17 protein-coding genes are annotated in these 20,373 nt (G+C 58.0%); 6 read left to right on the forward strand and 11 right to left on the reverse strand.

The features are described 5' to 3' along the window. The first annotated feature begins 232 nt into the window (after positions 1 to 232). The 3 genes from JKL46_RS30360 (at position 233) to JKL46_RS37065 (ending at position 2,329) form a co-directional block, all read left to right on the forward strand. Complete coding sequence (locus JKL46_RS30360; RefSeq protein WP_201841437.1) at positions 233 to 1,246, forward strand: hydroxyacid dehydrogenase; 1,014 nt, start codon at positions 233 to 235, stop codon at positions 1,244 to 1,246. A gap of 129 nt (positions 1,247 to 1,375) precedes the next feature. Further along, a complete protein-coding gene (locus JKL46_RS37060) occupies positions 1,376 to 1,954 on the forward strand; it encodes a site-specific integrase (RefSeq protein ID WP_425493333.1) in 579 nt (192 codons plus the stop codon). Between the two features lie 15 nt (positions 1,955 to 1,969). Continuing rightward, entirely contained in the window at positions 1,970 to 2,329 is a 360-nt protein-coding gene (locus JKL46_RS37065; protein ID WP_425493334.1) for a tyrosine-type recombinase/integrase, read from the forward strand. 196 nt (positions 2,330 to 2,525) lie between these two features. Here JKL46_RS37065 and JKL46_RS30370 read toward each other — a convergent pair whose 3' ends face one another. The 8 genes from JKL46_RS30370 to JKL46_RS30405 form a co-directional block, all read right to left on the reverse strand. Next, the gene (locus JKL46_RS30370; protein ID WP_201841439.1) at positions 2,526 to 4,106 is read right to left on the reverse strand and encodes an ABC transporter substrate-binding protein; all 1,581 of its coding nucleotides are present in this window, start codon (positions 4,104 to 4,106) and stop codon (positions 2,526 to 2,528) included. Positions 4,107 to 4,111: 5 nt separating this feature from the next. Further along, on the reverse strand, positions 4,112 to 4,948 hold the full coding sequence (locus JKL46_RS30375; RefSeq protein WP_343074158.1) for an ABC transporter permease: 837 nt from the start codon (positions 4,946 to 4,948) through the stop codon (positions 4,112 to 4,114). Beyond that, complete coding sequence (locus JKL46_RS30380; protein ID WP_201841442.1) at positions 4,945 to 5,922, reverse strand: ABC transporter permease; 978 nt, start codon at positions 5,920 to 5,922, stop codon at positions 4,945 to 4,947. The genes JKL46_RS30375 and JKL46_RS30380 overlap by 4 nt, the downstream gene beginning before the upstream one ends. Beyond that, on the reverse strand, positions 5,919 to 7,622 hold the full coding sequence (locus JKL46_RS30385) for an ABC transporter ATP-binding protein (protein WP_201841445.1): 1,704 nt from the start codon (positions 7,620 to 7,622) through the stop codon (positions 5,919 to 5,921). Before JKL46_RS30385 ends, JKL46_RS30380 begins: the two co-directional genes overlap by 4 nt. 11 nt (positions 7,623 to 7,633) lie before the next feature. After that, positions 7,634 to 8,527: a fructoselysine 6-kinase gene (locus tag JKL46_RS30390; RefSeq protein ID WP_201841448.1), complete on the reverse strand. Its 894-nt coding sequence runs from the start codon at positions 8,525 to 8,527 to the stop codon at positions 7,634 to 7,636. Between the two features lie 133 nt (positions 8,528 to 8,660). Beyond that, complete coding sequence (locus JKL46_RS30395; RefSeq protein ID WP_201841451.1) at positions 8,661 to 9,707, reverse strand: SIS domain-containing protein; 1,047 nt, start codon at positions 9,705 to 9,707, stop codon at positions 8,661 to 8,663. A gap of 23 nt (positions 9,708 to 9,730) precedes the next feature. Next, entirely contained in the window at positions 9,731 to 11,341 is a 1,611-nt protein-coding gene (locus tag JKL46_RS30400; RefSeq protein WP_201841454.1) for a hydantoinase B/oxoprolinase family protein, read from the reverse strand. Next, the gene (locus JKL46_RS30405) at positions 11,341 to 13,386 is read right to left on the reverse strand and encodes a hydantoinase/oxoprolinase family protein (protein WP_201841457.1); all 2,046 of its coding nucleotides are present in this window, start codon (positions 13,384 to 13,386) and stop codon (positions 11,341 to 11,343) included. The genes JKL46_RS30400 and JKL46_RS30405 overlap by 1 nt, the downstream gene beginning before the upstream one ends. Positions 13,387 to 13,532: 146 nt before the next feature. Here JKL46_RS30405 and JKL46_RS30410 point away from each other — a divergent pair, with 146 nt between their 5' ends. Then, positions 13,533 to 14,435 (forward strand): LysR family transcriptional regulator, encoded by a 903-nt coding sequence (locus JKL46_RS30410; RefSeq protein WP_201841460.1) that lies wholly within the window; start codon positions 13,533 to 13,535, stop codon positions 14,433 to 14,435. Positions 14,436 to 14,808: 373 nt separating this feature from the next. Then, entirely contained in the window at positions 14,809 to 15,378 is a 570-nt protein-coding gene (locus JKL46_RS30415) for a hypothetical protein (protein WP_201841463.1), read from the forward strand. A gap of 40 nt (positions 15,379 to 15,418) precedes the next feature. Here JKL46_RS30415 and JKL46_RS30420 read toward each other — a convergent pair whose 3' ends face one another. Beyond that, a complete protein-coding gene (locus tag JKL46_RS30420; RefSeq protein WP_201841466.1) occupies positions 15,419 to 15,859 on the reverse strand; it encodes a hypothetical protein in 441 nt (146 codons plus the stop codon). 634 nt (positions 15,860 to 16,493) lie between these two features. On the opposite strand from JKL46_RS30420, the gene JKL46_RS30425 reads away from it, so the two are divergent. Next, positions 16,494 to 16,643 carry a DUF1127 domain-containing protein gene (locus JKL46_RS30425; RefSeq protein ID WP_201841469.1) on the forward strand — a complete coding sequence of 50 codons (150 nt, stop codon included), beginning with the start codon at positions 16,494 to 16,496 and terminating at the stop codon, positions 16,641 to 16,643. Between the two features lie 374 nt (positions 16,644 to 17,017). Here JKL46_RS30425 and JKL46_RS30430 read toward each other — a convergent pair whose 3' ends face one another. Continuing rightward, positions 17,018 to 17,227 (reverse strand): hypothetical protein, encoded by a 210-nt coding sequence (locus JKL46_RS30430; RefSeq protein ID WP_201841473.1) that lies wholly within the window; start codon positions 17,225 to 17,227, stop codon positions 17,018 to 17,020. Between the two features lie 221 nt (positions 17,228 to 17,448). Then, positions 17,449 to 19,725: a bifunctional diguanylate cyclase/phosphodiesterase gene (locus JKL46_RS30435; protein WP_201841485.1), complete on the reverse strand. Its 2,277-nt coding sequence runs from the start codon at positions 19,723 to 19,725 to the stop codon at positions 17,449 to 17,451. Positions 19,726 to 20,373: the final 648 nt, after the last annotated feature.

Raw genomic sequence — 20,373 nt, forward strand, 5'->3', positions numbered from 1 at the left:
GCCGAGCCGGGCCACGAGATCCGCATCACGCCCGATCCGAAGTTCGTCCACCTCTTCGACGAGCAGACCGGAAAACGCCTTTAGATTGGGTTCCGGACCTCAATTGCGCGTGTGTAGAACCATAATCCTTCCGCTGTACGGAAAAATCGTAGTGATAACTTATGCAGGCGCTAACTAAAATGGTTTGTACTCCCAGCCCGCTCGTAGCCGCTTTCGCTCGGGGAATACTGCCATGACCGAGCCTATTCGGGCTGCATTTACGATGGACCCGAGCAGTACAGAAGGTGTTTTTACACCCGAGCTGTTGTACCGCTTAGCGCAATCCTGCGTGATCATTGACGACAGGCCTCTTGAGTCCTTGTCTGACGATCGTGCACTTAGCATACTGCATCGGACAGATATTCTAATCACCGGATGGGGGTGCCCAGCGATTGACCGTGAAGTACTAGCAATCGCACCGCATCTGAAGCTCATTGCACATGCAGCTGGTACCGTGAAGGGTTTCCTGTCTCCTGAGGTTTTCGACAGAGGAATCACAGTCACTCATGCCGCTGAAGCAAATGCAGTTGCTGTTGCGGAGTTCACGCTTGCGGCCATTCTCTTCACAAACAAGCAGGTGTTTCGCTTCCGAGACATCTATTGTTCCGATCGGGGCCGCACTCGAACGGTTCCATTGACCAATCAGCGAATTGGGAATTTCAGGCGGACGATCGGCATCATTGGGGCTTCGAGGATTGGGCGTCGTGTCATCCAGTTGCTGAGGCCATTCGACTTCAACGTTCTCCTGTATGATCCTTTTGTCCAACTTTGCGAGGCCGCAGAACTCGGCGTCGAGAGCGTTTCCCTTGAGAACCTGATGCGGTTGTCCGACGTGGTTTCCGTCCACGCTCCTGCCCTGCCGTCTACATATGGCATGATTGACCGAAATTGCCTTTCACTCATGCGAGAAGGCACGACGCTCATTAACACGGCTCGAGGCATTATTGTTGATGAGGCGGATCTAATTGACGAGCTGTGCACAGGTCGTATCAACGCCATAATTGATGTTACTGACCCAGAGGTACCGAAACCGACATCTCCCCTTTACAATCTGCCGAATGTATTCCTTACCCCCCATATCGCCGGGGCAATCGGGGTAGAGCGTGAGAGGCTTGGTGAGTTCATTATCGGAGAAATTGAGCGGTATGTTGCTGGCCTTCCTCTCGTCTCCCCTATTAGCCCATTCGCATTGGAGCGAATGGCATGACCACGCTCGACGCCGATAGATCAAGAGATAATCTAGCATTTCGGCCTAAGTATCAGTTTAGTTGAAGACATTTTTTGACAAGCAGTCGGTAACCGGATCTGTGGCAGGATCGTCTCTCGGGAGGATCTCATGCGCACCAATCATCGGCTGGCCCAGCTCTGGCTCGACGCCTTGGTGACCGAACTCGGCGCATCCGCCGGAACCATCGATACCTACACCGACGATCTCAGCTGCTATCTCGCTTGGCTCGACGAGAACAGCCTCGGTTTGGACGATGTCGGCCTGGATCACATCCGCGACTACATCGCCGCTCTCGATCAGCGCGGCTATGCCGGCTCAACCATGGCCCGCAGGATCACGGTCGCGCGCGGCCTGCACAAGTTCCTGATCGCCGAGGAACTTGGCGCCCGAGACCCGACAAGCAATCTGTCTACCATAAAGCGGGCGCGGAAGTTGCCCTTCGTCCTGTCAATCGCCGAGACCGAGACGCTCCTGGAGACCGCCCATAAGGCTGCGTCAGACCCCTCCGTCGGTCTCTACCGTCAGGCTGGCTATGCCCGAAGGGCTGCCCTGTTTGAGACCCTCTATACCTCGGGCATGCGCATCAGCGAGGCCTTGTCGTTGCCCTCCGATGCGGCGCCTCCCGGCACCCGCATGCTGCTGGTGCGCGGCAAGGGCGACAAGCAACGGCTGGTGCCCCTGCATTAGCGGGCGATCGAGGCCATTGCTCATTGGCAGAAGCTGGCCCGCGCCTATTCCGGCGGAGCGCCCTCGCCCTGGCTGTTCCACTCGGTGCGCAACGGCACAAAGGCGCTGACGCGCCAAGCAGCTCTGAAGGAAATCAAGGAAGCCGCCGTTGCCGCAGGGCTCGCCAGTCCGGAGCGGGTGTCACCACATGTGCTGCGCCATGCCTTTGCCACGCACATGCATTCAGGTGGCACCGATTTGCGCGTGCTGCAGGAACTGCTGGGACACGCCGGCATCGAGACCGCCCAGGTCTACACTCATCTCGATACCTCCCGCCTCCATCACATGGTTCGCGACCTCCACCCGCTCAACGCTCAAGAGATTTCGGATCGCTAGGTATCATCGGGATGTCTCATGGTTGCAACCGGCGGATATGCCTAAGGCGGGGGCTCGATACTCTCGCCCTTGTTGAGATCCTCAAGCATGCAACCAAACACGGCGATGGCACCTGTATCAAAAATAAAAAGGAGCGGAACTCGACGTTCCGCCCCAATCAATCAATCAATATTTCGAGGAACTATGTTTCTGCGGATTACTCCACTTCGACGTTCTCTACGGTGAAACCCGACTGAAAGGTCAGGAAACCCGGGATGTTCGTAAATCCCTTCACCTTCTTATTCAGACCGAAGCTTTGGTCGCGCCACATCAAGTAGACGAACGGCGATTGCTCCAGAGCCCGGTCCACAAATTGCCCATATATCTTCTCGCGTTCAGCTGCATCGAGTGTGACCCGCCCCTTGTCCAAAAGATCGTTGATGATCTGGTCGTTGAAGTAGGCCGAGTTGTTGAGGCGGACTAACTGCTGGCCTCCGTAGAAGAAGTTGCTGAGCCAATCGGGGTCAGCAATGTCACCGGCTGTTCCGGCGACAAGGAAATCATAGTCGCCTGCGTTGTTCTTAGCGATTCGGCCCGACCAGTCCGGCAAGTCGAGCTTTACCTTGATGCCGATCTTGGCGAGTTCGGCCTGTACGGCAACCGCCGTATTGTTATGGAAGCCATACTGGGCGGTCGAAAGCAGCCGAGCCTCGAAGCCGTTCGGATAACCCGCCTTTGCCAGAAGCTCCTTCGCCTTGGACACGTCGTGCTTGAAGAAGTCCGCCTTTTCTTTTGAATAGCCCATGTATCCTTCTGGGATCGCGACGCCAAAAAGCGGCGCGCCGCGACCGTTGAAAGCCGTGTTGATGACCGCAGCGCGATCGATCGCGTAGGACACCGCCTGTCGCACTTCGGGCTTCGAGAAGGGCTCGAACTTGGTGTTAAACTGCAGCATCATGAATGGGCCACTAGTGCTGGCCAGCTTTAGGTTGGAGTCAGCCTCGATCGAGGAGGCGTCCTTCCACGGAACGTAGTCGATGATATCGACGTCGCTCGACTTCAGCGCATTTACTCGCGTATTCTCGTCGGCGTAAAAGACGTAATGCACATCTTCGAGATGCGGCTTGCCCTTTTTGTAATATCCGTCGAACTTCTCAACGGTCAGTTCGCGGCCACGCTCCCAGGCTGAGAACTTGAAGGGACCCGCACCGATCGGTGTCGCATTCGGATCTTTGCCGTGATCCTTAATCCAAGCCGCAGGTACGATGGCGGATTCCGGCAGAGCTAGATAATGGATGAGCGGGACGAAAGGCTTGGACAGCGTCACCTTGACAGTCTTGGCGTCCGGCGTCTCAATCGACTTGATGACACCCAACTCGTTTCGATAGGTAGCCTTGCTGTCCGCCGCGGTGATGCGTTCGATGGACGCTTTCACATCCTGTGCCGTCACCGGCGAACCATCGTGGAATTTCGCGTCGCGCAGCTTGAACGTATAGGTCAGTGCATCGGGCGAGACGTCGTAGGATTGCGCAAGTTCTTGCGAAAGTTTGCCGTCAGGACCGTAGTTGACGAGACCACGATGAATCGCGAGCCGGATCGTTCGCGCCGGCGTTCCGGCGTTTATCGTGCTGTCCAGCGTGGAGGGTTCACCAGACAGGCCAAAGTACAGCGTACCGCCGTCGGCTGCATAGGAGTGGTTAGCGGTACCGCTGGATGCGAGGGCGAAGATGAGGCCTAGAACTGTTCTCTTCATGCTGTTCCCTTTTCGTGTTTCTGCTTGTCGATTCGTCGTTTCCATGTCGATTATTCCTCCCTGAGACGTGGATCGAGAATGTCACGCAACCGATCACCCACAACATTGATGGCCAGTACCGTCAGCGCGAGAAGAAGGGACGGCCAGATGACGTACATCGGGTTCAGGCTGAGGTAGCCGCGCGCGGTGCCGATCATCTGTCCCCAGGATGGTTCCGGCGGCACAATGCCGAGGCCGAGGAAGCTGAGACCGGACTCAAGCAGGATGGCGGCGGCCACCGTGAGCGTCGCCTGGACCACCAACGGCGCCAGGATATTTGGTACGATGGCGGTGAAGACCACACGCTGCACCGAAGCGCCCATGGAGTGCTCAGCCTCCATGAACTCCTGGCGCGCAACCTGAAGCGTGGCGGAATGGGCGACGCGGGCAAAATGTGGGATGTACAATACCCCGATCACTACAGTCAGGCTGAGCACGCCACTTTGCCAGAAGCCCACGGCAAGCAGCGCCAGTAGGATGGGCGGGAAGCTCAGCATAATATCGACGCTGCGCATGATCAGAAGGCTTAGCCAGGGCCGGCCATAGGCTCCGGTGATGCCGAAAAAGCTGCCGAAAGAGGCAGCGATTGCAGTGGCGCCGAGCGCAACAACGAGCGTGGGCCGGATGCCGATCAGAAGACGGCTCAGGAGATCGCGGCCGAACTCATCGGTTCCCAACCAATGGCGGGCAGAACTGCCCTGGTTGACCGCCTGGGGATCGAGGAGATACGGGTCGTGCGGCGCCAATGACCCACCAAAGATCGCCATCAGAAGGACAATTGCCAAAACAGCTACGCTAATGACGAAAGCCGGCTGGCTACGGCCGATATGCAAGATGGTCGCGGTCACGCGCGCTTCCTCCGGATGCGAGGATCAAGCAGACTATAGAGTAGTTCCACCACCAGATTGATCAAAATGAAGAGGGCCGCGATGGCCAGCATCGAGCCCTGAACCAATGGGTAGTTGCGGGCGGATACCGCGCCGACCAGTAATGTGCTGAGCCCCGGCCAGTTAAACATCGCCTCGACGAGCACCGTGCCGCCCATGAGATTGCCGAGCTGCAATCCGATGATGGTGACGATTGGAATTGCCGCATTGCGCAACACGTGCTGCCAAATGATTCGTCGCTCCGACATGCCCTTGGCCCTCAGCGTTCTCACGAAATCCCTTCCAAGAATTTCCAGCATGGACGAGCGCGTCATTCGTGCGATTGAGGCCGCCAGTCCAAAGCCGAGTGCAAAGGCTGGTAAGGCTAGCTTCCGGAAGTGCTCCGCCACATTGCGAGAGATGTCCGTGTAGCCGCTTGCTGGCAGCCAGCCAAGTTTCAGGCTGAACAAAAGAACGAGCAGCGTACCCAGGATATAAACGGGTACCGATATTCCGACGGTGGCGATGGATGTTAGAGCGGTATCCCGCAGGCTGCCCCGCTTTAGTGCTGCGGCAATTCCAAGCGGGACACCAATCAGCGTCGCAATGATGATGGCCGCGAAGGCAAGTTCCAGCGTGCGTGGCAGGTTGGCAAGCACATAGCGTGAGATCGGGTAGCCGTTGACAAGGGAAACACCGAAATCGAGATGCAACGCCTTCCAGAGCCAGATGAAATATTGCGAGATCACCGGCTGGTCGAGGCCGAGTTGAGTGCGCATCGAGGCCACGGCTTCCGCAGAGGGATTGCTGTCGGCGCCGAGCAACAGCAGCACCGGATCGCCCGGCATGATGTACATGACCGAGAAAATCAACGTGGCAATCACCAGAAGCTGGATGAAGGCCGTCAGCAACTTTCGTCCGATAAGCAGCAATGCTCCAGCTATGGAAGCAGTCATGCGGCCCCCTTTCCAGCCCGCTCCGAACCGATGGTTGGCACCGCATCGAGCAGCGATCGGGTATAGGCTTCCTTCGGATTGTTGAAAATCGAATGGGTCGAGCCGTATTCAACGATACGGCCCTTCTGCATCACGGCCACTGCGTCGCTGATATGCTCGACGACGGAAAGGTCATGAGAAATGAACAGATACGTCAGGTCGAATTCCACTTGCAGATCCTTCAACAAGTTGAGCACCTGTGCCTGAACGGAAACATCAAGCGCCGAGACAGCCTCATCGCAGATGACCAGCGATGGATTGAGCGCGAGTGCGCGGGCAATCGCGATCCGTTGCCGCTGTCCGCCGGAAAATTCATGCGGATATTTTGCCGCCGCGGCGGAAGGCAACCCGACAGCTTCGAGCAGGTCGGTGACACGCTTGCGCCGTCCGGCGGCCGTGCCCTCCCTGAAGATGACCATCGGTGCTTCGACGAGTTCTTGAACGGTTTGTCGCGGATTGAGGGAGCCGTATGGGTTCTGGAAAACCATCGCGATTTCACGCCGAAACGGCCGCATCTCGGTTTCCGAAAGCTGTGCGATATCCCTCCCCCGGAACAGGATTTCCCCGGCATCAGGCCGGGAAAGTCGCATGATGGCCCGCGAGAGCGTGCTTTTCCCGCATCCAGATTCACCCACAAGGCCGAGCGTCGAGCGCAGTGCGATGCTGAGGCTGACACCGTCAACAGCACGCATCTCGACCGGCGTAGCGAGCGGTGACGGCTTGACCCAATACGATTTGGTGAGGTTCTTAATTTCGAGCAGCGGCGCGCCGTTCGCATCGGGCGCCGGTACTGCGTCGGCCGAACGGACGCGCGGTTGAGGCCGGACGCCGCGAACATTTCCGAGGGCATCACGCTCGATCACGGGCAGGCGGTCATGGTGACTGCCAGGTGTTGGCATGGAGTCGACCAACGCCCGTGCGTAATCACTTTTCGGATTGGTGAAGAGGTCGCGAGTGCTGGCCTCCTCCATCTTGTCACCCGCATACATGACGACGACGCGGTCCGCGACTTCGTAGATCACCCCTAAGTCGTGCGTGATCAAGAGGATAGCTGCTCCGACTTCCTCATTGAGACTGCGCAGCAGTTCGAGAACCTGCTTTTGGACAGTTACATCGAGCGCCGTGGTTGGCTCGTCGGCGATGATGATGCGAGGTTTGCACGCAATCGCCATCGCGATCATGATGCGCTGGCACTGGCCACCAGACAGCTCATGCGGATAGGCGCGCATAGCGCGCGCCGGATCGGGAATTCGGACTTTCTCGAGGAGGTCGATTGCCCTTTGACGCGCCTGTGCCTTGCTGACGGGTTCGTGTAACCGGATCGTCTCGATGATCTGGTCGCCGCAGGTGAAGATCGGATCGAGCGACGCCATCGGATCCTGGAAGACCATCGCGACATGCTTGCCGCGGAGCTTGCGCAGTTCCGCAGGCCCGAGCTGAAGCATGTCGGTGCCGTCGACCAGAACCTCGCCGCTCGTGATCACTGCATTCGGCGGAAGCAGGCCCATTACCGCAAGCGACGTGATCGTCTTGCCGCTGCCGCTTTCGCCGACCAGCCCGAGAATTTCCCCTGGTTTGATGGTGAAGTCGATGTTGCGAACTGAAGGCCTCAGTCCGTCCCGGGTCTTGAAGGCAATGGAGAGATTCCTGACTTCGAGCATCGCGCCTCCCATCAAGCCACGGCTTGAGGCTGAATCGGAGCAGGGTAGCCGAAGGCGCCCTCGATCCTGCAGATCTCGGCGGCGAATTCCGAGCCCTTTTCCATTGCGGCCTGGATGGTCTCTGACGTGAGAGGACGACCGCGCGTCCAGCCGCTCGCAATCAGGTTGAGGAGCATTGCGGTGATGAAAGCATCGCCTGCGCCCAGTGTGTCAACGACCTCTGTCGGCTTAGGGGCAACGGATATGAAATCCTCGCCGTTATATGCGACCGCGCCCTCTGCGCCAAGCGTCGCGAGTGCCAGGCCGCAGCCTAATCCGATCGCTTCGCGCAGGACTGCCATTGCGCGATCTCGGCCGACATCACTTGCCGACAAGGCCGCAAAATCGAGATACGGTGTAATCGGCGCGATCAGGTTGTCGACTTGCCAACGATAGGAAAAATCGTAGGAGAGTAGCCGACTGGCAGCGTGGAGCGTTGCCAGATGCGGATTCAGATGGCTGTAGCAACTCGTGTGTATAAGTGCGAAGGATGAGAGATAGCCGACGTCATCCCTGCCGGGCGTAAAGGGGCTTTGCCGCGCGACGCCGCCCTTGTTGGAGAATACGAACTCCCGATCACCATCGACGACACGCACGTCCGCGTGGCCGTTCTCACCGTCGACGACGCGGCTATGCAGTGTCGGTACGCCAAGCGCTTCGAGCGTGGCCTGAACATGGCGTGCTGCTACGTCGGTGCCGAATGTACCGAGATAGGCCGAATCGGCACCGAGCATCTTTGAATAGACGGCAAAGTTCAGGGCGTTTCCACCGGGATACATCTTGCCGGTATTGAGGTAACGGTCGACGACATTGTCGCCGAGACCCAGCACCTTGAACTCGCCGAAAGCCGTGGCAGGCGCAATCATCCTTCAGCCGCCTTCTTCTCTTGTGAGACGCAGGATGTGACGAAAGAAGCGCCTGCCCGCAACGGCGGCGCCAAGCCGGCGCGCAATGCGCTCGTGCGAGGTTGAAGTGAGCATGCGAGCAGGAGCCTAACCATCAATAGTCAACCTTCCACATATAGCGGCGCACGCTGAGCGGATGCTCACGCAGAACCGACAGCGTATGCGCAAACCAGTACCATGTGACGCCGATCACGAACGGCGACAGCAGCGGCGAGACGTCTTCGTAACGGCCAGCGTCGAAGGTGATGATCTTGTCCGTGACGCGCCGAGTGAATTTGAGTGCGCGCTGGTCGATCTTGCGGTTTTCGCCGTTATCCATGAGGAAAATATAGGCCATTTCCGGATCGGCCACTTCGAATGGACCGTGACGGAATTCGCCCGAATGAATATCCGATGCATCGAGCCACAGCATCTCGTTGAAAATGCAGATCGAGTACTGGTAGTTAAGGCCGGAGAGGATGCCGCTCGAGAGCACGTAATAGATGTTCTCATCCTTGTAGCGGCGGGCGAGTTCCATGCCGCGCTGGCGCTCGGCCTCCTTAATGTCGTGCAGCTTGGCCGGCATAGCTTTGAGGTCGCGCACCAACTGGGCGCCAACCGGGCTGCCGAGGTGCTTGAGCAGGTAAGCGGTGAAGAGATAAGCGATCATGGTCTTCGGCATGCCCGGCAGCTCCTTGCTGTAGGGCAGAAGGTAATCGCAGATCTTTGCCAGACCGCTGTCGTGACCGGAGGTGAGCGCAACGGTCACTGCGCCCGTGGACTTGGCCCAACGGGCGGCAACCACCGTGTCTTCCGTCTCGCCGTTATGCGAGGTGAGCAGCACGACAGCCTTATCATTGACCGGCTTCGGGCGGCGGGTCTCGAACTCGGTCGAATTGATCCGCTCGATGCGGAGGTCGCAATACTTGTCGAGGATGTACTTGATCGGCTCGATATAGGAGTTCGAACCGCCGGCGCCGACGAGATAGACGGTGTTGATGTCGCGCGACGAGAAGATGTCGTTCACCAGCTTTTCGGCCAACGGATTGCCATCGCGGAAGGTCATCTCGAGGACGCCCTTAAGATAGTCGCCTTCCAGGTAGTTGGGGTTCGGAGCCGATTTGATGACTTCGTCGCTCGGTGTCAGGTTTTCGAGTGCCATAATGCTCTTATTCTCCAATCAGTTCAAGAAGCGTGACCGAAGCCACCACCGCCCGGCGTTTGCAGGAACAGGCTGTCCCCGCGGTTCATGAGGATGTTGGTGATCGAGATGTCGTAATCGGTGACGGTGCCGTCGGCGCTGCCAAACCTCAGCCTCGCAACCTCGCCCTGCCCGCCACCGAACACGCCGTCGGCCGGAGTGCGCAGACCTTCACATGATGCATTCGCGCGCACTCCATCGGTCATGGCGACGACCTCGCGGACGATGCCCATCCCGCCTGTGGTATGACCCTCGCCGCCCGAGCCATCGGCCAGGGCATAGCGGCGAACCATAAGCGGATATTCGATTTCGAGCGCTTCGGCCGGCAGGTTGGAGGTATTGGTGATATGAACCTGGATACCGTTCATGCCATCGTGATTGAGGCTGGCACCGGCGCCACCACCGACGGTTTCGAGATAGACGAAGCTTCCCTCGCGGGTCTTGTGCGGCCCGAAGAAGATCATCGTCGCATTCATGTCCGCCGAGGAGGCGAAGACCTTTTCCTTCGGCAGAACGTCGGCAAATGCCTGGAAGATCGCGCGAACCACGCGCTGGCAACTCGTCGAGCGGATGCCGACCGCGGCAGGAAACTTCGGTCGAACAAGCGTACCCTCTTCCGCAATGATAGTGACCGGCAGCGCCATGCCTTCGTTGGGCGGAAGCGATGGATCGAGGAGCGCCTTAATCGTGTAATAGCAGGTGGCGTCGAGGGCAGTCTTTGGAATGTTGACCGCCCCTCGCGCCTGACCGTCGGTGCCGGTGAAATCGAAGGTGATCTCCTCGCCTTCCACCCTGATAGCAACCTGGATACGGCAGGGATCGAAACCGACGCCGTCACCGTCGATAAAGGCTTCGCCTTGGTAGACGCCGTCCGGCATCTCCTTGATGCGTTTGCGCAGACGGCTTTCCGAGTAGGCGATCAGGTCGTCGATCGCCTTTTCGACGGTGACGATGCCAAACTTGTCCGCGAGGGTCACGAGCTTGCGCTGACCGATCTCGTTGGTCGCGATCTGAACCTTGAGATCAAGGATGCGCTCCAGCGGATCGCGGCTGTTGGTGCTGATGAGCTTGATGATTTGCTCATCCAGCACACCCTCTCGAGCGATCTTCAGAACCGGGATGCGCAGCCCTTCGGCAAAGATGCTCGTCTGGCTTGGGTCGCACGAGCCCGGCACGCCGCCGCCAACATCGGAATGGTGGCCGAGATTCGCAGCGAAGAAGCAAAGCCGACCTTCATAGAAAACAGGCGTCAGGATCGAGATGTCCGGTGTATGCGAACCACCGGCGAGATATGGATCGTTACAGATGAAGGCGTCGCCCGGCTTGATGTCTTCAAGCTTGTAGTTCTCCAGCACGGCGGCCACGCCGCCCTGCAGCGAGCCCAGATGCACCGGGATGTGGGAGGCCTGGACGACCAGACGCCCTCGGCCATCGAACAGGCCGACAGAGCAGTCCTTGCGCTCTTTGATGTTGGTGGAGAATGACGAGCGGACGAGGCTGAGCCCCATTTCGTCCGTGATCGACATGAACCGGTTGGAGAAGACCTCCATCTCGATGGCGTCGAACTCGCGTGGTGGCTTGACGTGTTGCTGCATCACGCACGGTCCTTCACAAAATTAAGGATGATGTTGCCATAGATGTCGACGACGCCGGTTTGGTCGGGGAGCACATAGGCTGTCGAAGTTAGCTCCTCGATGATGGCCGGGCCGGAGAATTGCTCGGCCTGCGGCATGAGGGACCGCTTATAAACTGGCACGGTCTGCCAGCCTCCCTCGGGGCCAACATAAATCTCACGCTGGCCTACCTTGGCGTCCGACATGGTGCCCGTGACGTTTTCTACTGTCTGCAGTGGCCGGCCGGCATGGCCAATCGCCTGGACCCGCAGGTTGACGATCTCGACCGGATGATTATCGAGCGCGTAACCGTAGACGACACGGTGGGCCTCCGCGAAGCGGTTGGCGAAGTCCCCGGCGGTCGACAGAATAGCCTCAACGCGGATCTCGTGGTTCTGGCCTGCGTATCGTGCTTCGACGATATGCTGGAGTGCGCGCTTCTCGTCAGGGATCGTTTCTGCTTCCAGCCAGTCCAGGGCCTGTCTTTCGAGGCCCGCAACGGCTGCCGTGATCGCGGTCCAGCTTTCGCCCTGCGCCCGCTTGATCTGGGTGGAAACGAAATCGCGTGTGACATCCGACAGGAGCACGCCGCGCGCGCACATCGTGCCGGGAGATTCCGGGATGATAACCGTGTTGAGTCCGGTTTCGGCGGCAACCAGCGAAGCATGCAGCGGGCCAGCCCCGCCGAATGCCATAAGGGCGAAATGCTTGAGGTCGTGCCCCTTATCCATCGATACGGCGCGAATGGCACGTGCCATGTTGGCAACCGCGATGCGAATGACGCCCCAGGCGGTATCCTCGACGCTGCGGCCGATCTTTTCGGCCACGGCGCTGATAGCTTTCCGCGCCGCCTCGCGATCGACCGGCATGGCACCATCGAGAAGGGCAATCGGGTTCAGTCGCTGCAGGACTATATTGGCGTCCGTGATGGTGGCGTCCGTTCCACCCTTACCGTAGGCAGCCGGGCCAGGAACGGCAGCAGCGCTCTGCGGGCCGACTTTCAGCCCGCCGGCATCGTCGAGCCAAGCGATCGACCCCCCGCCGGCACCGATGACGCTGACATCGACCATCGGGCAACGAATGGAATAGCCGGCTACGTCACGGTTCGCCGAGTAGGCTGGCTTGCCGTCGGCAATCAGGGCGACGTCGGTAGAGGTCCCGCCCACGTCATAGGTAATAATATTGGGATAACCTGCCGCCTTGCCAACAAGCGCTGCGCCGACAACGCCGGCTGCAGGACCTGAGAGGCAGGTACGAACCGGGAAATTGCGCGCCGTCTCGGTAGACATCAGGCCGCCGTTGGAATGGATCGTATAGGGCTTGGAATTGACGCCGGACTCGCGAGACCTCGTCATGAACCGGTCGAGGTAACCATCCATGCGCGGCATCAGATACGCGTTCATGACCGTGGTGGAAATTCGCTCGTATTCACGGAATTCCGGCAGTACGTCGCTCGACAGGCTAATGAAGACGTCCGGCAGGTGCTTCCGGATGAGCTCGGCTGCTCGTTGCTCATGCGCGGCGTTGCGATAGGAATGAAGGAAGCCAATGGCGATGGCCTCAACACCTTCTTCCTTGAAGCGCCGGGCGGCTTCTTCGACGCCAGCCTCGTCGAGTGGCACGATCACTTCGCCATCCGGACCAAGCCGCTCGGAAACCTCCAGGCGCAACGGACGGGAAACGAGTGCGTCCGGCTTGCGAACGTTCATGTCGAAAAGATCGGGACGGGTCTGGCGTCCAATCTCAAGAACGTCCCGGAAGCCTTCCGTCGTCAGGAGGCCGGTCTTCCCGCCGCGGCGCTCGATGACCATGTTGGTGGCCACTGTGGTGCCGTGGCCGAAGTGAATCACATCGGATGCGTTCAGGCCGCGCTCGTGAAAGCTGGCAATTCCGATCCCAATCGCCTCGGACGGATCACGCGGTGTCGATGACACCTTAAAGTGGCGCATCCCGCCGGTTTCGTCGTCGAGTACGGTGAAATCTGTGAAGGTTCCGCCGACATCGATGCCAACTCTGATGTTGCCCATGATGATGTGGTCTTCGTGCTTTGGGCTCCGGCTTACGCCTAGGCCTGTCCTGTGATGGCGCCAATCTAGAAACGCCTGGCGTATCTTGTAAAATTCATTTATTCGAGCTTTCCATTCCAAAATGGAATGAAGAACGGGGCCGCTTTATGCGCCGGATCAAGTTGCGCCATCTCGACACCCTCGCCGCCTTCATGAAGACGGGCTCGGTCACCGAGGCGGCAGTCGTGCTGCGCACCACGCAGCCAAACGCTAGTAAGTCGCTGAAACAACTAGAAGATTTCGCAGGCGTTAAGCTATTCGAGCGTAGTGCCGGCCGACTGCGCCCGACTCCGGAGGCGGAGTTGCTTTTTGCCCACGCGACGCGATTGATGGACGAGCTGACGCTGTTCGAGAATTTGTCCCTAGACCTCACCACCATGGCGCAGGGCTATGTGAATATTGGAATACTTTCAGCATTCAGTACGGCCCTGATCCCGATGGCTGTTGAGCGCTACAACAACCTCTATCCGAGGATCCAGATTCAGGTGGACTTACTCGATTCCGACAAAATTCATTCGTACGTCAGTCGAGGGAATTATGACTTCGGCCTCGTGCATCATCCCGAGCACGAGGCCGATCTTATGACGCAGACTCTCAATACCTCGTCGATGGTCTGCATCATGCCCACCAACCACGAACTAGCGAAACATCGTATTATTTTGGCCAGTGACATCGCCGACCAGCCATTTGTCACCTACCCCCGCTCGGTGCCGTTTGGCGCAGCGATCTTCCGATCACTGTCCGATGAAGGCGTGCGGCCTTCCAACAGCCTTATCTCAAACCAGAGCCAGCTAATTCGGCGGCTGGTCGAACGCGGGCGCGGTGTGGCCCTCGTCGATCATTTCTCGGTTTGGGACGCCAATGAATTCGACAACATTGTCGTGCGCCAATTTGAGCCCCGTATTCCAGTGTCGGTCGGGATGATCATTCCCAAACGTCGTCCCCTTTCAATTGCCGCACAAGCATTTGTTGGAACATTGAAGGAAGTATTGGGGCATGGTCCAGCATAGATAGTACTCCCTTGAGGGATCCCGAACTAATTACTTCAAATCCAAAGGTAAAAACTATTCAATTGATCGAATAAATACTTGCTTAATATCCAAAAGACCGATAACAGGTATTTTGACAAGAAGTCCTTGACTGCCGTGTTAGGGTACGCCGCTGGTATCACTGATCACGTCAGTCAAGGTGCCTGTATGACGAACGGCCCCGTATTGTGAGCCGCCTGATTCAACACGGATGGTCTGCTCGCGTCCATCGGCAGCATTCCGCCCGCTGAGGCGGAACCCGCACGTTACGCCAGCTTGAGGTCATGCAAGCGGCCGCGTAATATCCATGCTATCGAGCCTCCGGAAAGCTCGGCATGGTTTATATGAGGGTTCCATGATACGCCTGCTTACCTTCGCCATCCCTGCCGTCCTGCTGATGACCGCAGTTGGGAGCGCCCAGGATTTCGATGCCAAGGCCTTCATGGCCAAAGCGTCTGAAGCTGGTCGAGCGGGTAGTGCTCAGAAGACAAAGCTCGTTGACGCGAAACCAGCTCAGGTCGGCGAAGTCATTGTGACAATCATCAGATCAGATGGTGTTGAGACAAAGAGCAAGCCGGCGGAAGGGGGCGACATGGTCGTACGTAACCGTTGCCCTGAGACGGGCAATGAGCAGTACCTGGTCAAGGCGGCGTCCTTCGCAAAGCGTTACAGCCCAGCGCTGAGCGAAGCAGATCCGCAAGGCTGGCGGACCTTTCGGCCGCTCGGCACGCCGATGCAGTTCGTGATCCTTACTGCCTCAGAGGGACCATACAGTTTCAAGGCGCCTTGGGGTGAAGCGATGGTCGCCAAGCCCGGCGACGCGATTGTGCAGGATCCGAACAATCCCGCTGATACTTATAGGATCGCTGCGGCTGCGTTCTCTTGCACATATGACGTCATCGAGAAACCAAAAGCCGGGTCATAGCCGCACGCTTGGGAAGGTGGAAGCAGTTCGGTTCAATCATTCAACGTTTGGCGCGGGTCTCCTGTTCTTCCGTTGGAGAGCCGCTGGACGAAGTGCTTGAATGTGAGACCCCGTTTTCAAGGAAATATGTGTTGATCAGAGCGACAACCTTCCGGCCCAGCGCCTGATCCTCTTCCCGGTTGTCCGTATCGAGGATCTCAAGCCGCATTTCGAAATCAGCGTCTCGAACGAGAATGGCCGCATCCTGCGCGTCGCCGTCTCCCAGGCTATCCAGGAACCAACCCTCATCCGGGTTCGGGTCTTCTGGATTGAGGGCCGCATTCAGGCTCTCGACAAGGTACCTCGCGAGACGATCGTTGATCCGCGTGCCATCGTCTTCGCCAAAAAGGATCCTGGGCTCGCCTTGAGGATCCCGAATGACGTGCTGCCGATCCCTTCCGGGCCGGGCGATGAACAGGGTCCACTGTGACGACGGGCTCATGGTCTGGTTCTGGTCCGAGGATGCGGAAGAATAGCCTACATCGCCCTTATGGCAAACGCACACCCGCTGTTGGATTAGTCGCTCCGTCAGAGCATCCAGTCCCCATCCCCATCAAGAGCATCGAAAGCGCAGCTGGCCAGTCAATAAGAGGCCGCAAACGGCAGACGCACAAGAATCCTACGCATCTGCGAGTGTTTTCACAGACAGCACCCATGACCCCTGCCCTGCCGGATTTATTCTGCCGCCTGAGACCGACCCATGACTGCTCTGACGCCCTCGTCTTACTCTACCTTAAGCCGGCTAGACTGGAAGATTTTGGAGAGGAGCTGATGGAGGTCGACGTGAGCCTGGAGGCAGCGGCTGCAATTGCCAGAAAAGTTCCGGGATGAGCCGTTCGTCAGCCGTAAACGAAGGGTAAATGCTCCCGACCCGTTCCATGCCCATGACGCATAGGAGGGGCGAGTACTTTCAGGTTTGCCGCGGGCCAAGTGCGCTGTAGATGACCCCTCCTCCGTCACGGCTTTCCGGTGGCGGGTTTCCTCCCTAAACTCGGCCACCCTTGCGGTGGCCTTTTTTCGCGCAGCCTGCGCACGGCGCCTTCGCGCGTGGGCAGGCTCATCATTGAGGTTGCGTCATGTTCTTATCAGTTGTTCTTTCAGGCCTGCGTCGTTGGCTGCGTGCTCGCGAGACGGCCCGGCAGTTGCACGCTCTGTCTGATCGCGAGTTGTCCGACATCGGCGTTGCCAGGCACGACATCGCGCAGGTGACGCGCCAAGGCCGCTAAAGCCTGACCTGAATGCTACTGCGACGGATGGGATTGCATTAGGGGCAAGGACGGCAGTGCATCCGTGCCTGTCCTTGTCCCTCAGGTCAACCGGCCACCGGGTTTACCTAAAGCGGCCCGATGATGCCGGGCAACGGCGGCACGTTGTCGGCGTTGTTCTGCACGTTACTGAAGAGCTTCCGGGTCGTCGCTAGGGTAGCATGGACGATGTAGAAAGACACGCGCTAGGGGCTCTGTCGGAAGTCAAGTCCAGATCGTGGCGGGGAAGCCATAAGTGTCCTCAAGTTTATACATAGTCACTCCACCTCAGGCGTAAGCTGGAACTCCGAGCATCCAATTCGCCTCGGTTGATCGCTCGTCCAGACGGTAAGCTGTCAGGAGGGATCCGGGAACTCTAACCAGCCCGTGAGAAGCGCTATGACCAGCACGAGAGCCACAACGCCCAGAGTTGCCAGTATGCCTAAGACGATGTCGCCCGCTTTGGTCTGACGAGCGAGCCCATCCTCGATGGCTGTGATTTTACGATGCTTCTCCCGCTCGTAGGGCAATGTCATCTCGATAACTGTCTTCGCGTTATGCGCCAAGGCGTAAGGCTTCTGATAACAAGAGAGCGACACTTAGGAGAACGCTCTCGGGTCTATCGGATTCATCAATTGCTTTGGCTGGTCAATTGTTCAGCAAGTGACCGCCCTCTTTCGGGTCATAGCAGCAAGGAGAGTGGATGTGAGAGCGCTGATTACCCGATCGCTTAGCGCGATAATTCCAAAGTCGAGTGGAACCTGCCCCCGCTTCTCATAGTTCCGAGTCAGGGAAGCACGGGCGTGTAGCTTGCATGAGTACACCTCGCAGCGGCGAGAAGGTCGTCGATCTTCTCTTTGGGAACCGCACGAGAGAACAAGAACCCTTGGAACTCGTTGCAGCCCGCCTCCGACAGGAACTCCTTCTGGGCTGCCGTCTCCACACCCTCTGCCGTGACCGTCAGCTTCATTGCATGTGCCAGGTCGATAATCGCCTGAACAATGGCATTGCCGCCTCCGTCTCGTTCCAGGTCCCGTATGAAGGATTGATCGATCTTGATCTTATCGACCTCAAACCGCTGAAGGTAGCCCAGGCCGGAGTGACCGGTGCCGAAGTCATCGAGAACGATCTTGAAACCAGCTTTTCGCAGGGTTTTCACCCCCTCCTGCGTGACGTCGTTGTCGTCCAGCAGAATGCCTTCGGTAACTTCAAGGTGGATCCTGCCAGGATCAACCCCGATCTCGCGGACAATGCCGATGACCCGGTCAGCAAATCCGCTATGGCGGAACTGCTTCGGGGAAAGGTTCACCGCCACAACAAGTTGCGGCCAATGCAGCGAAACGAGACAGGCCTCTCGGAGAACTCGATCACCCAAGTCCGAGATAAGTCCCGTCTCTTCTGCAATCGGGATAAACTGATCCGGCGGGATCAGCCCCTTGGTCGGATGTTGCCATCGCACGAGAGCCTCGACCCCTATGATCTTCTCCCCTGCCGAGGCAACAAGAGGCTGGTAGAACACCTTCAGCTCGTCATCGGTTTTGAGAGCCGCTCTCAACTCGCTTTCGATCGTGCGGCGGATCCTGACCGTCTCATCCATGGAGGCGTCGAACAGGCGAAAGCAATCACGTCCATCGGCTTTTGCGCGGTAGAGCGCAATATCGGCCTTCCGCAGGAGTTCATGCCCATCCTGGCTGGAATCCGCTGCCAGTGCGACGCCGACGCTGACACCAACAAATGCCTCACCTCCGAGAACATGGAATGGGTCTCGGACGGCATCGAGGATTTGATAGCACAGAGCTTCGATCTCAGCGTCACCGCCGACGCTAGATTGGATCACAGCGAACTCGTCTCCGCCAAAGCGAGCGGCCGTATCGCCAGGGCGGAGGATCGCCCGAAGACGGTTGCCGAACTCTCGAACGACGCTGTCGCCTGCGTGGTGACCCAACGTGTCGTTCACGTGCTTGAAGCGATCGAGGTCAAGCAGAAGAACCGCGACCTTGTTCGTTCCTTTGATGCGTGACAGCGCCTGATTGAGGCGTTCTTCGAAGTAAGTGCGGTTGGGTAGTCCTGTGAGAGCATCGTGAAGCGCTAGGTGATGGGCCTGCGCCTCACTGGCACGGATCTCGACCATGGCAGTGCTGAGTGCCTTCATTGTTCTCCATAGCCAGCCAACGAGGAACGCCATAGCGGCAACCAGTAGTGCCGAAGTCAGTAATGTACTGGGGCCGACCACTTGGAGGATTTTCGTGCCCGGCAGTTCCGGACGCCACAGAAAATAGCCAATGCGCTCGTTCTCATCGGAGTCCAAGGGAACGGAGACTTCACCGTCGCTTGTATCGGGAGATCGAGAGAATCTCAGGCCTTCAATCAGGTTGCGGTCTGAAACCTGATCAAGGAAGCCGCCGTCAAGAAAGCGGATACTGACGAGAACAGACTCGCTGCCGGCTGGCAGGGTCATGCGATCGGAATCCGGCACGATCAGCATCGCACTTACCGCGGCGGGTCTGTTGGCGAGGCGCAGGAGATGCGCGTCATGGATCGCTTTGCCGGAGGTCAGGTAGGGGATGCCCTTGGATTTTTCCGCATGCTGCGAGTGTCCTGAGGCAGGATCACCCCGCAAGCCCATGATGATACCTTGAAGCGTCGGGGCAATGGCGGTGTACGCGTGAGGGGCGACACGTTGGCCCTCAATGGTTGCATCTATCGGTTCGTTGTTCGAATTCAGGATAAAGACCTGGTCTTGCCCAAAGGTCTTGTGCAGCCATCCGCCGATATTGGCGTCGAGCCACACTTCATCAAGATCAGGTTTGCTGACCTCTTGAGCTGTATCGTCCCAGACGGCGACCATCTCCTGCTGCTGCGCAAGTTCCCCGACGATCGCCCTGATGTATCGCTCGGTCGATTTAAGTTGCCGCTCGACTGATATAGTATTGCTGCGATCCACCGCCCAGTAGAGAGCAAAGGCACCGAGAGCCAGAGCAAGTATCGTTGCAAGTGCGGCAGGTAAAAAGACTCGTCTTGTGAACAGAGGAGCTATCCGCTCGGAGGAAAATATACTTTGCAACGTTGGATCTCGACGCTTGGTGGCGAAACTATACCGATCATGATCGGGGCAGGAACATGGCCCTATCCTGCCCTGATATAGGTTTCCTTCCAGAATGCCAGCCTCGCCTTAAAAGCTTCCTTTCATGTGAGGCACTATAAGAGATCCCTTTCTTTTGGGATCGAAGGTTGAGGATTCAAGACAGAATGGTTGCGCTTGGTACATTCCGGCTTCGCCCCGCAAAGGGTGACCAAGGCCAAATGGGCTCACTGTTTCAAGCGAGACGCGAGGCTTCCTCCCCCTTCGTGTCGTTCCCTCTGGAAGTTGAGACTTCCCACCTCAGGGCTGCTGTCCCTAACAGCGGCCCTTTTTGTTGTCCGGTCATGGCTGCCTATCTTCGGCTAAGGGTTCGTTAAGCATGCCGAACTCCTCAGGTCTGACCGAACGCTGCTCCAGCGGCTGAAAGGCTTCAAACTTCCGTCGCTGTCGCCTAGTGGCCGATGGCGTTGCAAACCTTCTGTTGACCGGCCGCACCTCCACTCCCTCTTTGCAGATCCCGAAGGTGTGAACCCTGCACCGGACGCGAACTCAAAGATAAAAATCACCTTTGGCGAGCGCGGTGAGCCCAGCCACTTTGACCTGAAAGTCCGCGGCCTTGTCACCATTGAT

Source organism: Microvirga zambiensis WSM3693 (genome assembly GCF_016735695.1).
Lineage (GTDB): Bacteria > Pseudomonadota > Alphaproteobacteria > Rhizobiales > Beijerinckiaceae > Microvirga > Microvirga zambiensis.

What these genes read in the sequence shown, in the direction of transcription:
- JKL46_RS30360 (WP_201841437.1), top strand. Translation starts at nt 233, where the DNA reads ATGACCGAGCCTATTCGGGCTGCATTTACGATGGACCCGAGCAGTACA.
- JKL46_RS37060 (WP_425493333.1), top strand. Translation starts at nt 1,376, where the DNA reads ATGCGCACCAATCATCGGCTGGCCCAGCTCTGGCTCGACGCCTTGGTG.
- JKL46_RS30425 (WP_201841469.1), top strand. Translation starts at nt 16,494, where the DNA reads ATGTTCTTATCAGTTGTTCTTTCAGGCCTGCGTCGTTGGCTGCGTGCT.
- JKL46_RS30395 (WP_201841451.1), bottom strand. Translation starts at nt 9,707, where the DNA reads ATGGCACTCGAAAACCTGACACCGAGCGACGAAGTCATCAAATCGGCT.
- JKL46_RS30380 (WP_201841442.1), bottom strand. Translation starts at nt 5,922, where the DNA reads ATGACTGCTTCCATAGCTGGAGCATTGCTGCTTATCGGACGAAAGTTG.
- JKL46_RS30410 (WP_201841460.1), top strand. Translation starts at nt 13,533, where the DNA reads ATGCGCCGGATCAAGTTGCGCCATCTCGACACCCTCGCCGCCTTCATG.
- JKL46_RS30420 (WP_201841466.1), bottom strand. Translation starts at nt 15,859, where the DNA reads ATGAGCCCGTCGTCACAGTGGACCCTGTTCATCGCCCGGCCCGGAAGG.
- JKL46_RS30415 (WP_201841463.1), top strand. Translation starts at nt 14,809, where the DNA reads ATGATACGCCTGCTTACCTTCGCCATCCCTGCCGTCCTGCTGATGACC.
- JKL46_RS30390 (WP_201841448.1), bottom strand. Translation starts at nt 8,527, where the DNA reads ATGATTGCGCCTGCCACGGCTTTCGGCGAGTTCAAGGTGCTGGGTCTC.
- JKL46_RS30370 (WP_201841439.1), bottom strand. Translation starts at nt 4,106, where the DNA reads ATGGAAACGACGAATCGACAAGCAGAAACACGAAAAGGGAACAGCATG.
- JKL46_RS30385 (WP_201841445.1), bottom strand. Translation starts at nt 7,622, where the DNA reads ATGCTCGAAGTCAGGAATCTCTCCATTGCCTTCAAGACCCGGGACGGA.
- JKL46_RS30400 (WP_201841454.1), bottom strand. Translation starts at nt 11,341, where the DNA reads ATGCAGCAACACGTCAAGCCACCACGCGAGTTCGACGCCATCGAGATG.
- JKL46_RS30405 (WP_201841457.1), bottom strand. Translation starts at nt 13,386, where the DNA reads ATGGGCAACATCAGAGTTGGCATCGATGTCGGCGGAACCTTCACAGAT.